The 13,351-nt window shown below is 71.1% G+C and carries 13 protein-coding genes and 1 tRNA gene; 8 read left to right on the top strand and 6 right to left on the bottom strand.

The window, feature by feature from the left end; genetic code table 11:
- Window positions 1–19 precede the first annotated feature (19 nt).
- Both IE263_RS26190 and IE263_RS26185 read left to right on the top strand, forming a co-directional pair.
- Window positions 20–475, top strand: coding sequence for a DoxX family protein (locus IE263_RS26190; RefSeq protein ID WP_189940241.1), 456 nt, complete (start codon window positions 20–22; stop codon window positions 473–475).
- A 278-nt stretch (window positions 476–753) separates the two neighbouring features.
- Window positions 754–1,365: a DedA family protein gene (locus IE263_RS26185; protein WP_189940240.1), complete on the top strand. Its 612-nt coding sequence runs from the start codon at window positions 754–756 to the stop codon at window positions 1,363–1,365.
- Between the two features lie 370 nt (window positions 1,366–1,735).
- Here the strand turns inward: IE263_RS26185 and IE263_RS26180 are convergent, their stop codons facing one another.
- Entirely contained in the window at window positions 1,736–1,963 is a 228-nt protein-coding gene (locus tag IE263_RS26180) for a DUF2277 domain-containing protein (protein WP_189940239.1), read from the bottom strand.
- Window positions 1,964–2,086: 123 nt separating this feature from the next.
- Here IE263_RS26180 and IE263_RS26175 point away from each other — a divergent pair, with 123 nt between their 5' ends.
- Window positions 2,087–2,989, top strand: a complete 903-nt coding sequence (locus IE263_RS26175; protein ID WP_189940238.1) for a ketopantoate reductase family protein — start codon at window positions 2,087–2,089, stop codon at window positions 2,987–2,989.
- Here the strand turns inward: IE263_RS26175 and IE263_RS26170 are convergent.
- Window positions 2,986–3,540: a GNAT family N-acetyltransferase gene (locus IE263_RS26170; protein ID WP_189940237.1), complete on the bottom strand. Its 555-nt coding sequence runs from the start codon at window positions 3,538–3,540 to the stop codon at window positions 2,986–2,988. The genes IE263_RS26175 and IE263_RS26170 overlap by 4 nt on opposite strands.
- 290 nt (window positions 3,541–3,830) lie before the next feature.
- Between IE263_RS26170 and IE263_RS26165 the strand changes: the two genes are divergently transcribed.
- Both IE263_RS26165 and IE263_RS26160 read left to right on the top strand, forming a co-directional pair.
- Window positions 3,831–4,679 (top strand): serine hydrolase domain-containing protein, encoded by an 849-nt coding sequence (locus IE263_RS26165; RefSeq protein WP_189940236.1) that lies wholly within the window; start codon window positions 3,831–3,833, stop codon window positions 4,677–4,679.
- A gap of 81 nt (window positions 4,680–4,760) precedes the next feature.
- Window positions 4,761–5,105: a DUF8825 domain-containing protein gene (locus IE263_RS26160; protein WP_189940235.1), complete on the top strand. Its 345-nt coding sequence runs from the start codon at window positions 4,761–4,763 to the stop codon at window positions 5,103–5,105.
- A gap of 59 nt (window positions 5,106–5,164) precedes the next feature.
- Here the strand turns inward: IE263_RS26160 and IE263_RS26155 are convergent.
- Window positions 5,165–5,239, bottom strand: a tRNA-Val gene (locus IE263_RS26155).
- Window positions 5,240–5,420: 181 nt separating this feature from the next.
- On the opposite strand from IE263_RS26155, the gene IE263_RS26150 reads away from it, so the two are divergent.
- The 3 genes from IE263_RS26150 to IE263_RS26140 all read left to right on the top strand — a co-directional run bounded on the left by IE263_RS26150 (window position 5,421) and on the right by IE263_RS26140 (window position 8,333).
- Window positions 5,421–6,200, top strand: coding sequence for a DUF4097 family beta strand repeat-containing protein (locus IE263_RS26150; RefSeq protein WP_189940234.1), 780 nt, complete (start codon window positions 5,421–5,423; stop codon window positions 6,198–6,200).
- A gap of 74 nt (window positions 6,201–6,274) precedes the next feature.
- Window positions 6,275–7,654 (top strand): coiled-coil domain-containing protein, encoded by a 1,380-nt coding sequence (locus tag IE263_RS26145; protein ID WP_189940233.1) that lies wholly within the window; start codon window positions 6,275–6,277, stop codon window positions 7,652–7,654.
- Between the two features lie 109 nt (window positions 7,655–7,763).
- Entirely contained in the window at window positions 7,764–8,333 is a 570-nt protein-coding gene (locus IE263_RS26140) for a DUF4383 domain-containing protein (protein ID WP_189940232.1), read from the top strand.
- Here IE263_RS26140 and IE263_RS26135 read toward each other — a convergent pair.
- From IE263_RS26135 to IE263_RS26125, 3 genes are all read right to left on the bottom strand, one after another.
- The gene (locus IE263_RS26135) at window positions 8,321–9,499 is read right to left on the bottom strand and encodes an amidase domain-containing protein (protein ID WP_189940231.1); all 1,179 of its coding nucleotides are present in this window, start codon (window positions 9,497–9,499) and stop codon (window positions 8,321–8,323) included. The two genes, IE263_RS26140 and IE263_RS26135, sit on opposite strands and share 13 nt — an antisense overlap.
- A 114-nt stretch (window positions 9,500–9,613) precedes the next feature.
- The gene (locus IE263_RS26130; RefSeq protein ID WP_189940230.1) at window positions 9,614–10,897 is read right to left on the bottom strand and encodes a polysaccharide deacetylase family protein; all 1,284 of its coding nucleotides are present in this window, start codon (window positions 10,895–10,897) and stop codon (window positions 9,614–9,616) included.
- A gap of 49 nt (window positions 10,898–10,946) precedes the next feature.
- A complete protein-coding gene (locus IE263_RS26125; protein WP_373312080.1) occupies window positions 10,947–13,160 on the bottom strand; it encodes a transglycosylase domain-containing protein in 2,214 nt (737 codons plus the stop codon).
- Window positions 13,161–13,351 lie beyond the last annotated feature (191 nt).

The following is a 13,351-nucleotide window of genomic DNA, read 5'->3' as shown; positions in this document are numbered from 1 at the left end:
CCGAAGGAGTACCCCCCACATGTCCGCTCGTCTCGACACCGCGCAGCCGTACGCGATCGGCCTGTTCCGCATCGTCGTCGGCCTGCTCTTCGCCTGCCACGGCGCCGCGTCGCTCTTCGGCGTCCTCGGCGGAGCCGCCGGCACGAACGGCGGCACCGTCGACGCCGGCACCTGGCCCGGCTGGTACGCGGCCGTGATCCAGCTGGTCTGCGGCAGTCTGGTGCTGATCGGCCTCGGCACCCGCGCCGCCGCGTTCCTCGCCTCGGGCTCCATGGCGTACGCGTACTTCAAGGTCCACCAGCCGGAGACCCTGTGGCCGATGGAGAACGGCGGCGAGGCCTCCGCGATGTTCTGCTGGGCCTTCCTGCTGCTGATCTTCACCGGCTCCGGCGCGCTCGGCGTGGACCGGCTGTTCACCAAGCGGTCGACGGAGCAGCGGGAGCCGGCGCGGCGGAAGGCGACGGCCACGGTTTGAGCCGTCCTGGGCTGAGCCGTCCTGCGCTACGAGAAGGGCGCTCTCTCCGTGCGTACGGGGAGAGCGCTCTTGTCGCGTTCAGGGAGTCGTTTCCGAGGCCGGGCGTCACACGGTCGACCGATCGCCCAGGTGAACGCGCTGTGCCGAACACACGAGCCCCCCGTGAATCTGCTGTCACACCCCAGGCGTACGCTGGATGGCTGTTATGGCCGCACCTGCCGCCCCCGCGCCACCGCGGCATGGTCAGGCCGCACGGGGGAGACACGGGGGAGTTCGCGGTGTTCGAGAGTGTGGGGGCGTTGATCGGCGCTCCATGGATCTATGCGCTGGTGGCCCTGTCGGTCCTCCTCGACGTGTTCCTGCCGGTGCTGCCGAGCGGGGTGCTCGTCATCACGGCGGCCACGGCGGCGGCCGCGGGGTCGGGGGCGGCGACGGGGCGGGTTCCGCACGAGGTTCCCGACATCCTGGCCCTGATCCTCTCCGCGGCGACGGCCTCCGTCCTGGGCGACCTGGCGGCCTACCGGCTGGCCCGGCGCGGCGGCGCACGCCTGGACCGCGCGATCTCCCGCTCCCGGCGCCTCACGACGGCGCAGGAACGTCTCGGCGGGGCTCTGGCGCGGGGCGGCGGCGCCCTGGTCGTCCTCGCCCGCTTCGCCCCCGCCGGCCGCTCGGTCGTCTCCCTCATCGCCGGCGCCGCCCACCGCCGCGCCCGCGACTTCCTCCCCTGGTCCGCCCTCGCCGGCCTCTCCTGGGCCGGCTACAGCGTCGCCCTCGGCTACTTCGGCGCATACTGGCTGGGCGCGACATGGCTGGCGACGGGGGTGTCGGTGCTGGCCCTCTTCGGCGCGGGCGCGGGAGCGGCGTACGTGATGCGCCGCCAGCCGGCATAGCCGACGTGACGCCACCACCTGCGGGCTCCGCCCCCAGGCCCCCGGCCCTTTGCCCCCCGCCCACCCGTCCCGGTCGTCCAGGAAGTGACCGCCCTTCTGGGGGCTCCGCCCCCAGCCCCCCGCATCGGCCCTGAACGGGCCTCGTCCTCAAACGCCGGACAGGCTGAAATTGCCGTGCCCGGCGCCGCAAGGCACAGGCCGGCTTGACCGCTCGGCGCGGACACGCGCGACGCCACCCCCGTCAGGCTGCGGGCAGTCGTGCCGCTGGGGCGGCACGGGTGGGCGCAGGCGGCGCCCCGTGAGCGCCGGGCTGCGCGACCCGCCCCCCGGCACCGACCCCGGGCGCCGCTTCAAGCGACGCCGCCCGTCGCTACCCCCGCCGCACGACCTGCCCCCGCACCTCCAACCCACCCAACAACTCAGCAGTAGCCCCCGCGATCGCCTCCACGGCCCTCTCGAACACCTCCTGGTTGTGCGCGGCCGGTGCCCGGAAGCCGGACACCTTGCGTACGTACTGCAGGGCGGCAGCCCGGATCTCCTCCTCCGTGGCCTCCTCGGCCAGCGCGGGCGGGCGAAGTGTCTTGATGCTTCGGCACATGCCCCCAGTCTCGCCCCACGGCACCCCGTCCGTCGCCCCTTCCCTCCACACCCCGCCCCCTGCCATGATCACCTCCGAGGCGGCCACCACACCGGAGCCGACCGACGAGAGGAACATCCACCCATGGCGAACGACGTACTCACTGTGGCCGTCCTCGGCCCCGGAGGCATCGGCGGGCTCCTCGCCGCCCTCCTGTCCCGGGCCGGTCACCAGGTGACCTGCCTGGCCGGAGACGACACGGCCGCGCACCTCCGTACGCACGGTATCAGCGTCCGCAGCAAGCAGTTCGGCGAGTTCACGGCCCCCGTCGACGCCGACACCGAACTCCGCGCCCCTGTCGACGCGGTCCTGATCGCCGTCAAGCAGACCACCCTCGACGCGGCCCTGACCCGCATCCCCACCGCGGCTCTCGGCGACGCCCTCCTCGTACCGTTCCTGAACGGCGTCGAGCACCCGGCGGCGCTTCGCGAGCGCCACCGCCCGGACCGCGTGGCCCCGGCCGTCATCCGCGCCGAGTCCACCCGCGTCGCCCCCGGTGTGATCGAGCACGACAGCCCCTTCGCGGAGATCGACCTCGCCGGTGACGAGGTGCCCCGCACCCGCCTCGACGCCCTCGCCGACGCGCTGTCGAAGGCCGGCCCGACCACCCGCGTCCTGCCGGACGAGACGGCCGCGCTCTGGGCGAAGATGGCCTTCCTCGCCCCCTTCGCCCTCCTCACCACCCGCCACGCCCTCCCCCTGGGCGAGGTCCGCACCCGCCACCGCGACGAACTGACCGCCCTGGTCGAGGAGACGGCCGCCGTCAGCCGCGCCTGTGGTGTCCCCGCCGACCCGGCCCAGTCGCTCGCCCGCTACGACGCCTTCCCGCCCGCCACCAAGTCCTCCATGCAGCGCGACGCCGAGGCGGGCCGCCCCCTCGAACTCGACGCGATCGGCGGGGCGTTGCTGCGGGCGGCCGAGCGGCACGGCGTACCGGCGCCCGTGGCGGCCCGGCTGGTACGGGAGTTGAGGGACGCCGGGCACTAAGCCAGGTCGGCATCCACGTCGGCGTCCACGTAGGCATCCAGGTCGACGTACCAGTCGTTCGACGTGATCCGGTGGCCCTTCGGGTACTCGAAGTCGACCGTGCCGAGCAGAGTGAAGCCGGCTCTTCGGCACACCCCGTTGGACGCGGGGTGATCCACACTGGGGAAGGCGTGCAGGGACCGGTGGCCGCCGGTCTCCCGCACGGCCTGCCGGACGGTCCCGACGAGCGTCCGGGCGGCCCGCGCGGCGAGCCCCCGTCCCTGGAACTCGGGCAGGATCCCCCAGCCCGTCTCCCACACGAGGCCGCCCTGCCAGGGCCGCTCCCAGTAGCCGATCGAGCCGACGGTCTCGCCCCCGTCCGCCAGCACGACCCGGAACATCCGCCCCGACTCCGGCTCGACGTACTTCCGGTGCCGGTCGCGGAGCTTCTCCTCCGTCTCCGGCCCGCCCAAGTGGTCCGTCATCTCGGGGCTGTTGGTCCGCCGCAGCAGCCAGAAGTCGCCCTCCGCCCAGGGCACCAGCCGCACCTGCTCCACACCAGTGAGATCCATGCCGCCACGCTAGGGCAGGGGTCTGACATTCCCCCGGCCGGAAGGGCTCGACCCTGCCCCCGCGTCAGGGACTGAAACCAGCCACCCTCATGAACACCGCAACCGCACCCACGGCACGGACCGGGACTCGTACGACCGCGCCTGCCGGCCCCGGCCGAGTCCCCGGCCACCTGGTCGTCCCACCGCCCCGCCCACCCCCAGCCGCAACCGACCGCCCTCACCCCCTGAACGCCCTGAACGCCAACGCCCCCTCCGCCTCACCGGCGCCACCCGCTGGAGCTGCTGCCCTCATGACCGGCCTTCTCGCCCGCCGCATCCCGACCTGCGTCCTGAGCGACGCCGCTCCCCCGGCCGTCGCCGACGGCCACGCCGTGGACCGCTTCGTCCAGATCGGCTCGCTCACCAAGGTCGTCACCGGTACGGCACTGACCCGTATGGCCGCGGCCGGGGTGATCGCGCTCGACGACCCCGTCGAACGGTGGCTCCCCGCGCCGCCCGGCACCGGCATCACCCTCCTGCACCTGGCCCGGCACACCTCCGGCCTCCCCCGTGTGCCGGCCGGCCTCGGGCTCCGGGACCCGTACGCGGCGTTCGACCGCCCGGCGCTGCACCGGCTGCTGACCGGCCTCGACACGCTCGTCACCCGCCCGCCCGGCCAGGAGGAGGAGTACTCCAACCTCGGTTACGCCGTCCTCGGCGAGGCCCTGACCGCCGCGTCCGGCGCCTCGTACGAGGAGCTGGTGACCGAGTACGTCCTGCGCCCGCTGGACATCACGGAGATGGCCGCGAGCCCCGACCCGGACCGGCGTCTGCTCGCCCCGGGACGGTTCGGGCGCCCCCGGCGGCCCTGGACGATGGACGGCGCGATCCTGCCCGCGGGCGGCCTGTGGGCGACCCCGCGCGCGGCGGCCGATCTCGTCGTACGCCTGCTGCTGGAACGGCGGTTGGGGGAGCCCGCGCCGAGCTGGCAGATCTCGGGCACCCTCCGCTGGCACAACGGGGCGACAGGCGACGCCTCGCTCTTCGGCGGAGCCACGGACGACGGCCGCTGGGTCCTCGTCCACCGCCTCAACGCGGTACCGAGCGACACCGACCGGGCCGCAATCGCCGTCCTCCAGCAGGGCCGGACCGGTGCGTGATCGCCCCAGGGCTTTCATTCGAACACACGAACCCCTCGTACGAACTCGCCACCCGAATTCGAACAGGCGTAGCATTGTCGCGTGGCTACGACCTATGACTTTCCCAGCGACCTGCGCGCCGGTCAGGAGGAGCTGCATCAGGTCCGGGCCGAGTTGTCGGCCCTGCTGAAGCGGCTCCCCTGGTCGGTCGAGCCGCTGGACGGCTTCAGTGACGACGGCGGCTGGCGCAAGGTGGAGCGCCCCGCCTCCCCCGGCTGGACGGCCGACGAACAGGCCGAGGTGGAGAAGCTCCGGCAGCGGGAGCACGAGCTCGCGGTCTTCGTGTCCTGCCACCGCTTCTGGGCGGAGGTCGCCGCCGGCGACCGGGTGGAGGCCCGGATGCGGCTCAAGCGCGCACACGAGACACCACCTGACGAGGAGGCTTAGCCCCTCGTGCAGGGATACGCGAGAGGCCCCCGGAATCTTCCGGGGGCCTCTCGCACTCCTGGTGGGCGCGGACGGTTTCGAACCGCCGACATCCTGCTTGTAAGGCAGGCGCTCTACCCCTGAGCTACGCACCCAGGACGAGTCGACAGCCTACATTGCCCGGGGCCCTGCCCTGCAAACCCGTGTCGGGGGTTATCCCCACCTCATATCCGGGAGCGCACCGGATCGTCCGGCGGACGGCGGCTGCCTACCGTCGGAAGGGTCAGGAACAGCGGCGCCGAAGCGGACCCGCGGTCCGTCCAGGGGGAGATCACCATGACCCGTTTCACCGTCCCGGCACGCGCGGCCCGCGCGGCTCTCGCCACCGGGGTCGTCGTGGCCCTCGCCGCGACCGCCACCGCCTGTGCCTCCGCCGGCGAGGACGAGCACCCCGACCGGCGTGCCTTCGCCCTGCGGGGCGGCACGCTCACCATCGACTCCGACGACTCGGCACTGGAGATCGTCGCGTCGGACGCGCACAAGAAGGGCACGGTCGAGGTCACCCGCTGGTTCGACGGGTCGGTCGTGATCGGCGACGAACCGGAGGTGACCTGGTCGATGAAGGACGACCGGCTGGTGCTGCGGACGAAGTGCTCCGGCGTGGTCGCCGACTGCGCGGCCAAGCACCGCATCGAGGTGCCCCGGGGCGTCGCCGTCAAGGTCGACGAGGACGACGGCAGTGTCAGCGCTCGGGGTTTCCGGGACGCCCTCACCATCCGCACGGCCGACGGCTCGGTGCGCGTCACCGACTCCAGCGGGCCGCTGGACCTGCGCAGCGACGACGGTTCGGTGCGGGCGGAGGTCTCCTCGCGCCGGGTGAGCGCGCGGACCGAGGACGGCTCGGTCCGCCTCGGCCTGAGCGCCGTACCGGACCGGGTGGAGTCCGTCAGCGACGACGGCTCGGTGACCATCGAGCTGCCGCGGGCGACCTACCGCGTGACGGCGGAGACCGACGACGGCGGGGTGGACGTGTCCGTGCCCCGCGACGAGTCCAGCGCGCACGTGGTGTCCGCGCGGACGGCCGACGGCAAAGTCACCGTCAGGAACGTGAACTGACCGGCCCGTGTGTTCGTCCTTAACCGGTGGGAGAATGACACCGGGCAGGGTGGATCACAGCACGGGAGAGGGATGTGACGGCGACACCAGCGCAGCCGTACTCGCCGTCGGTGCCGCGTGCACGCCTCCGCGTGCTCGGGGACACCCTCACGCTCGTCGCCCTCCCGCTGGTCGCCGTGCTGGCGCTGCCCGCCGCGTTCGCGGGCGGCGGCACCCGGCGCTGGTTCGGTGGCCGGGCGGAGAGTCAGCGGGCCGAGGCGCAGGCCGCGAAGGACGCCGCCGCGGCCGCGTTCTACGAGCTGGACACCGCGCAGCGGGACCTGCGGATCTCGATCGAGACGATCATGGCCGTGGACGACTCCCCGGCCGCCCGGCGCGCGGTCACCGACTTCGAGGCCATCGGCCGGCGCATCGACGAGGTCAGTCACCAGTACATCAACGCGGTCGACGCCCACGATCTCGACCGGGACGACCTGGAGGCCTCGGTGGCCGGCCAGGCGCGCGCGGAGCTGACCCGCGCCAAGGACGAACTGGGCCGCGTCAAACAGGAACTGGACCGTTTCGCCGACGGGCTCGGGCCGTTGCTCGGGAAGGCCGAGACGCAGCTGGCGCGGCTGGCGCCCGCCGTGGAGCGGGCCCGGCAGGCGCTGCTGGCGGCGTCGAACGCGCTGGACGCCGTCCGGGGCACGGGGCTGACGGCGGACGACCTCGCGGCCCGGCTGGCGGCGCTCGGGCCCGAGCTGACCAGGCTCAACCAGGGCGCCGGGCAGCACGGCGTGCCGCAGACGCTGGAGCGGGCCGAGCGGGTCTCCCGGGAGGCCGAGGCGGTCCGGGTGGAGGCCCAGCGGCTGCCGGAGCGGGCCGCCGAGATCGACCACCGGCTGGTGTCGCTGCGGACCCGCGCGCAGGCGCTGACGACCCGGGCCGGGCAGGTGGAGCCGGTGCTGAGCGAGCTGCGCCGGCGGTTCACGGTGGCCTGCTGGCAGGACCTCCAGCGCGTCCCCGAGCAGGCCGTGGAGCACGTACGGCAGGCCGAGGCGAAGCTGGCCGAGGCGCAGACCGCGCGGGACGCGCAGCGCTGGCCGGACGCCACCGCGCTGCTGTCCACGGCGCGGGCGCTGCTGAACTCCACCGACGAGGCCGTCTCGGCCGCCGGTGACCGGCTGACCAGGCTGAACGCCGTGCAGAAGGACCCGCGGCAGGAGATCGAGCGGACCCGGTTCGCGATCCGGGACGCGCAGCGGCTGGCCATGGCCGGCCGCAACACGCCCGACCCGCGGCACGCGCGCCCGCTGGACGACTCCGTGGCCCGGCTGGAGCGGGCGGTCGCCACGCTGGAGGGCCGCCACCCCGACTACTGGCACTTCCTGACCGAGACGGAGGCCGTCCGGCACACGGTGGCCGACGTGGTGGCCCGGATCCGCGAGGAGCGCGGGGCGGCGGCCGGTCACTGAGCAGGAAGCACCTCGGTGAGCGACTGCCGTTGCCGCCGGGGCGCGGCGGGCGGATATTGAGAGATACGGACGGCCTCCGTCGGCACGTCACACCCCCAGGGAGGCGACGATGGCCAGTCATGCCCAGCACGCGAAGCCGCGGCAGCGGATCAGGTTCGACGAACATCTTCCGGTCGACCACCGCCTGAACAGGGTCTACCGGATCGGCGCCGGTCTCATGGGGGCGGGGCTGCTCGCCTTCGGGATCTTCGGGATCCTCGACAGGATCGGCTTCTTCGACACCGGCGGCGACACGGTCTGGGGCCTGAACACCAACGGCGCGCTCAGCTGGCTGTCGGTCGGCGTCGGCCTGCTGCTCCTCGTGGGCATGGTGGTCGGCGGGAACTTCGCCTCCACCCTGAACATGACCCTCGGTGTCCTGTTCATCCTGAGCGGCTTTCTGAACATGTCCCTGCTGGAGACGGACTACAACTTCCTGGCCTTCCAGATCCAGAACTGCATGCTCAGCTTCGTGATCGGCATCCTGCTGCTCGTCTTCGGGATGTACGGCAGGGTCGGATCGGCCCTGCCGCACGACAATCCCTACTGGCGGGCCCGCCACCCCGACCTGGCGGAGCAGCGGGACCGTCAGCGGGAGCTCAGGGAGCACTGGCCCCCGTCGTCCGATCAGGTGCGGTAGGCGTAGTAGTACGCGTTCGGGTACGACGCCACGATGCTCGCCACCGACCTGCGGAGGGTGTTGTTGGAGTGGTACGTCAGGTACGGCACGCCGCCACTCTTGGACGTGACGATCATCGTGTGGTCCTTGGACCCGTCCTTGTCGAAGTCCACCTGGAGGACGTCACCGATCTCCATCTGGTAGACGTTGGCCAGCGCGGTGGTCCGCTTGGAGTTCTGGGCGAACCAGGACCACTCGTTGACGCCGATGAACGAGTGCGACTGGATCTCGTTGTTGCCGAACCACCTGGTGTAGTCGTACACGTAGCCGGGGACGTGCTTCCAGCCGCCCGCCTTCAGGGACTGGCTGACGAAGTTGGTGCAGTCGCCGCCGGCACCCTGCCCGTTGAAGTCCGGGTAGTCCTTGTTGTAGTTGTTCCAGTGCTTCTCCGCGTACGCGGCCATGGCCTTGTAGTCCAGGGCGGCACCGGTGAGGGTCTTGGGCTTGGCCGCGGGGTTGCGCGTGGTGGCCGCGCGCGGGGCCGACGGCATGGTGTTGTCGGCCGCGGTGGTCACCTTGACGGTCGTCGGCTTGGAGAGCGTGTTCACCGCGAGACCGCCCTGGTCGGTGTCGCGGATGGTCGTCAGCTGCCAGTTGCCCTGCCGGTCGGCCTTGAACGTCAGCTCGTGGCGGGCCTGGAATCCGGTGGTCTTGGGCTGGTTGCCGGTGGTGTTCGCGTAGGTCAGGGTCGTGGTCTCGGTGACCGCGGCCTTGGCCGTACGGCCCGTCACGCGCGTGGCGTTCAGGGTGACGGTGGTGCTCGCCTTGCTGTACTTCTCGCCGGCCTTCGCCAGCTGGTTCTTGCGCTGCCCCAGCGTGGACAGGGCGGTGTCCTCGGTGCGGGCCGTGCCGGAGGACAGCTTGACGTCGCCGGAGAAGCCGTCGGTCAGCGGCTTCTCCCGGTCGCCCTGCTCACCGGTGACCAGCGCGTCCGTGCGGTCGGTGAAGACCGCGTCGGCCAGCCGCTGGAAGGTGGCCTTCGTCTTCGCGTCGACCGTGGGGTCGTCGACGACCGCCGCGCCGGCGGACCAGTTGGGCAGCAGCGCCACTCCGGCGACGACGGAGGTGGCGGCCGCGCCGAGTATGGTGGCGCGGCGGCGCGTACGGCTCAATTTCCTTGACTTCACTGATGTTTCCCCTCTTGCCCCGGCGGAGGGATGCCGGGGTAGCGCATCTTTGCATGCCATGTGTGGCTGTTGTGAAGGGGGATGCGCTTGTGGGCCGAGGCCGTTATGGGAACGTCACTGCACGACCGTCGACCAGTCCGGACTCTGCGCCGGGTCCAGGCTGCGCAGCCGCTCCAGGGTGGCGGGTTTCTGCACGTCCATCCAGTCGGCGAGCTCCTTGAAGGACACGCACTTGACGTCCTTCTTGGTGCACACGGTCTCGATGACGTGGTCGACGGCGTTCATGTAGATGCCGCCGTTCCACTGCTCGAAGTGGTTGCCGATGAACATCGGGGCCCGGCTGCCGTAGTAGACGCGGTTGAAGCCCGCCATGTAGGCGTCGATGGTCTCCTGCTGCCACTGCGGGTACATGGCCGGGTCGCCCTCGGTCTCGCCGTTGGACTGGTTGTAGAGGAAGTTGAAGTCCATGGACAGGGCCTGGACGTCGCCGCCCTTGTACGGGAGCCCCTGCAACGGGAAGTCCCAGAGGCCGTTCTTCTTCGTGGGCCAGATCTGGAAGTCGCCCGCGGAGCTGGCGTCGTAGCGCCAGCCGTAGCTCTTGGCGGCCTTCAGCAGGTTCGGCTGGCCCTCCAGGCAGGGGGCGCGGCCGCCGACGACCTCCTTCTTGAAGTCGAACGGCAGCGGATCCATGTCGGTGTTGCCGGTGTTGGTCTTCCACTTCTCCGCGAACTCGAAGAACTGGTCGATCTCGCTCTTCCACTCCTCGACACTCCAGTACTTGCCGCCCTTCGTGCCGCAGAAGTGGCCGTTGAAGTGGGTGCCGATCTCGTGCCCCTCCTCCCACGCCTTGCCGAGCTGTTCCACGGTGGTGCGGATGTGCTCGTCGGTGGGGAAGCTGATGGCCGCCGAGCCCTTGGGGTGCTGCGGTGGGCTGTAGAGGTCGGCCTTGCTCTTGGGCAGCAGGTAGATGCCCGTGAGGAAGAACGTCATGTGGACGTCGTACTGCTTCGCCATCTTCCGGTAGTGCTGGAAGAGTTCGTCGTCGCCCGCGAGCGCACCGTCCCAGGAGAAGACGACGAACTGGGGCGGCTTCTCACCGGGTTTGAGCGGCTCGGCCTTCAACCCGCCCTTCTGCGGGCCGGTGTACGAGGTGGAGCCGTCCCCGAGGACCTTGGTCTTGCCGTCCCATTCCGGCTCCTTGGAGGCCGTCGGCGCCGTCTTCTTCTGTTCCCCCGAGGACGCGGTCGGCGCGGTGTTGTCCGTGCGGTTCAGCACCAGGTACCCCGCCGTCAGGGAGGCGACGACGAGGAACGCCGCCAGGGTCAGGAACCCCGGATGGAAGGCGGCGGTGCGGCGCGGTGCCCGGGCCTTGCGGCGGCGGCCCGACGGTGACTTCATGTGCGGCTCATTCTCCAAACAGTGGGGGGCTGTGGTGCCCGGTCGGTGGTCAGCCGAGCGGGCTCATGGCACCGGACCAGATGCCGTAGGGGACGCTGTCGTCGGCGGTGCCCGCGACGCCCTCCAGCGGCAGTGGTTCCAGGCTCTTGGCGAGGTCGATGCGGTAGACGACGACCGCCGTGGAGACGGCCTTGTGTGTGCCCACGTACCAGGCGGCGGTGTCGTTCTGCGTGGTCCCGGCCTTCCCGGCGACCTCCGCGGAGGCGGGCGCGGCGTCGGGGTGTGCGGTGCGGAAGGAGTCCATGAGCGCGGAGGTGACCTCCTCGGCCACGTCGGCGCCGACCGCCCGGCGCGGGGTGGGCAGGTCCAGCGGGACCTTGGTGCCGTTGTGGGTGATCTGCCGCACCGAGTACGGCTCGGTGTGCTTGCCGGCCGCGGCGAAGGTGGAGTAGCCGCTGGCCATGCGGATGGCGCTGGGCGTGGAGCTGCCCGTGGACAGGGCGGGCACCTGGGCGCCGATGCTGGAGGGCAGCAGTCCGGAGGCCTCGGCGGTCGAGCGCACCTTGTCCAGGCCGGTGTCCATGCCGAGCTGCATGAACGGCGTGTTCACCGACAGCTCCAGCGCCCGGTGCAGGGAGATCTGCCCGTAGGACTTGTCGTCGTCGTTGCTGGCGGCGACCTTCTTGCCGCCGCGGTCCCAGTACGGCCCCTCCGGTGTGGTCACCGGCACGTCGTCGTCGCCGTTGTAGAGGGACTCCCCGGTGACCGGGGTGGCCTCGCCGTCACGGGTCTTGTGGACGCCGTGCTCCAGACCCGCCGCGTACACGAACGGCTGGAAGGCCGAACCGGCCGGGACGGTGGTGGCGTTGGACTCGTTGTAGCCCTGCGTACGGTGGTCGGGGCCGCCGTAGACGGCGAGGATCCGGCCGTCGGCGGCCACCGAGGCGGCGCCGTAGTGGGCGGTCTTCGCGTTCTTCGGGTCGTCCTTCAGGGCCTGCTTGCGGGCCTTGGTGACGGCGTCGGTGAGCTGCTTCTCCCGCTTCTTGTCGAAGGTCGTGTAGATCTGGTAGCCGCCCAGGTCGAAGTCCTTGTCGGAGATCTTCCCGGCCTTCTTGGCGTACTGGGAGGCGAGTTCGACGAGGTAGTCGCTCTGCTCACCGGTGTCGTACAGCGGGTTGCTCTTGAGCGGGTCGGGGAACTGCTTGTACGTGGCGCGCTCGGCCTTCGACAGCTTGCCGATGTCGACCATCCGGTCGAGGGTCCAGGACCAGCGCTCGACGGCCCTGGCGCGGTTCTCCTTGCTCAGGGTCGGGTCGTACAGGCCCGCGCCCTTGAGGAGCGAGGCGAGGAACGCGGCCTCGCTGGCGTTGAGTTCGCTGACGTCCTTGCCGTAGTAGGCCTGGGCGGCGCGCTGGATGCCGTAGGTGCCGCGGCCGAACCAGCTGGTGTTGAGGTAGCCCTCCAGGATGTCGTCCTTGCTCATCTGGTTGTCGAGCTTGAGGGCGATCATCGCCTCGGTGAACTTGCGGCGCAGGGTCTGGTTCTGGTTCAGGTAGACGTTCTTGACGTACTGCTGGGTGATGGTGGAGCCGCCCTGGGTGTCGCCCTGGCCGAGCGTGCGGAACAGGGCGCGGCTGATGCCCTTGAAGGAGATGCCGGGGTCGCTGTAGAAGCTCGCGTTCTCGGCGGCGAGGACCGCCCAGCGGACGTCCTCGGGTATGTCCTTCAGCGGCATCGCCTGCCGCTGCACCCAGCCGGTGCGGGCCATGGGCGTTCCGTCGGACCAGAAGAAGACGTTGTCCTGCTGGGTGGCGTACGTGTTGAGGTTGTCCGGTATGTCGGTGGCCGCGTAGGCGACGACCAGGAGCAGGCTGCTCAGGCCCATGGACGCCAGCACGCCTGCGAGCCACTGCCGCCAGGACGGCATCCAGCGCCGCCAGCCGGTGCGTCCCGGCCGCGGGTACTGCGGGCGCATCCGGCGGACGTACGGCGTGACACGTGCGACCAGCGGAGCGAGGACGGCGACGAGGGGTGCGAGACGGGGGCCGAGGACGGCGGAGATCCGGGCGGACGGGGAAGGGCGAGGAGCTCTGCGACCCTTGCGACGTTTCTCCGCCGTCTTCGGTATTTCCCGGCTGCCGGGTATACCCCCGTCGGGCACCCGCAGCTGCATGGTTTCGTCCGCTCTGAAAGAAGCGGGAACCTTCAACTGCATGGTGGCGTCGGGCTCCTGGGGCTCCTCCCCCTGCCCCGGCTGGGTCACGATGTCTCCCTCCGCACTCGGTATTGCTCGCGTAGGCAGACGTACAGACGTACGAGGGTCTGACATGGTTGCCGTGAGAACGGCTGCAAACCCTGAATCCCCCCGACCTCGCGGTTCATCGCGGCACTCTCAAATTACCAGCGCTCTTCGCAAGTTCTCCACATAAGAAATCGACAGAAGGAAACACTGTC

The sequence above is a fragment of the Streptomyces aurantiogriseus genome (assembly GCF_014649375.1).
In the GTDB taxonomy this organism is placed as follows: domain Bacteria; phylum Actinomycetota; class Actinomycetes; order Streptomycetales; family Streptomycetaceae; genus Streptomyces; species Streptomyces aurantiogriseus.
This window is presented reverse-complemented; position numbering and strand designations above follow the sequence as displayed.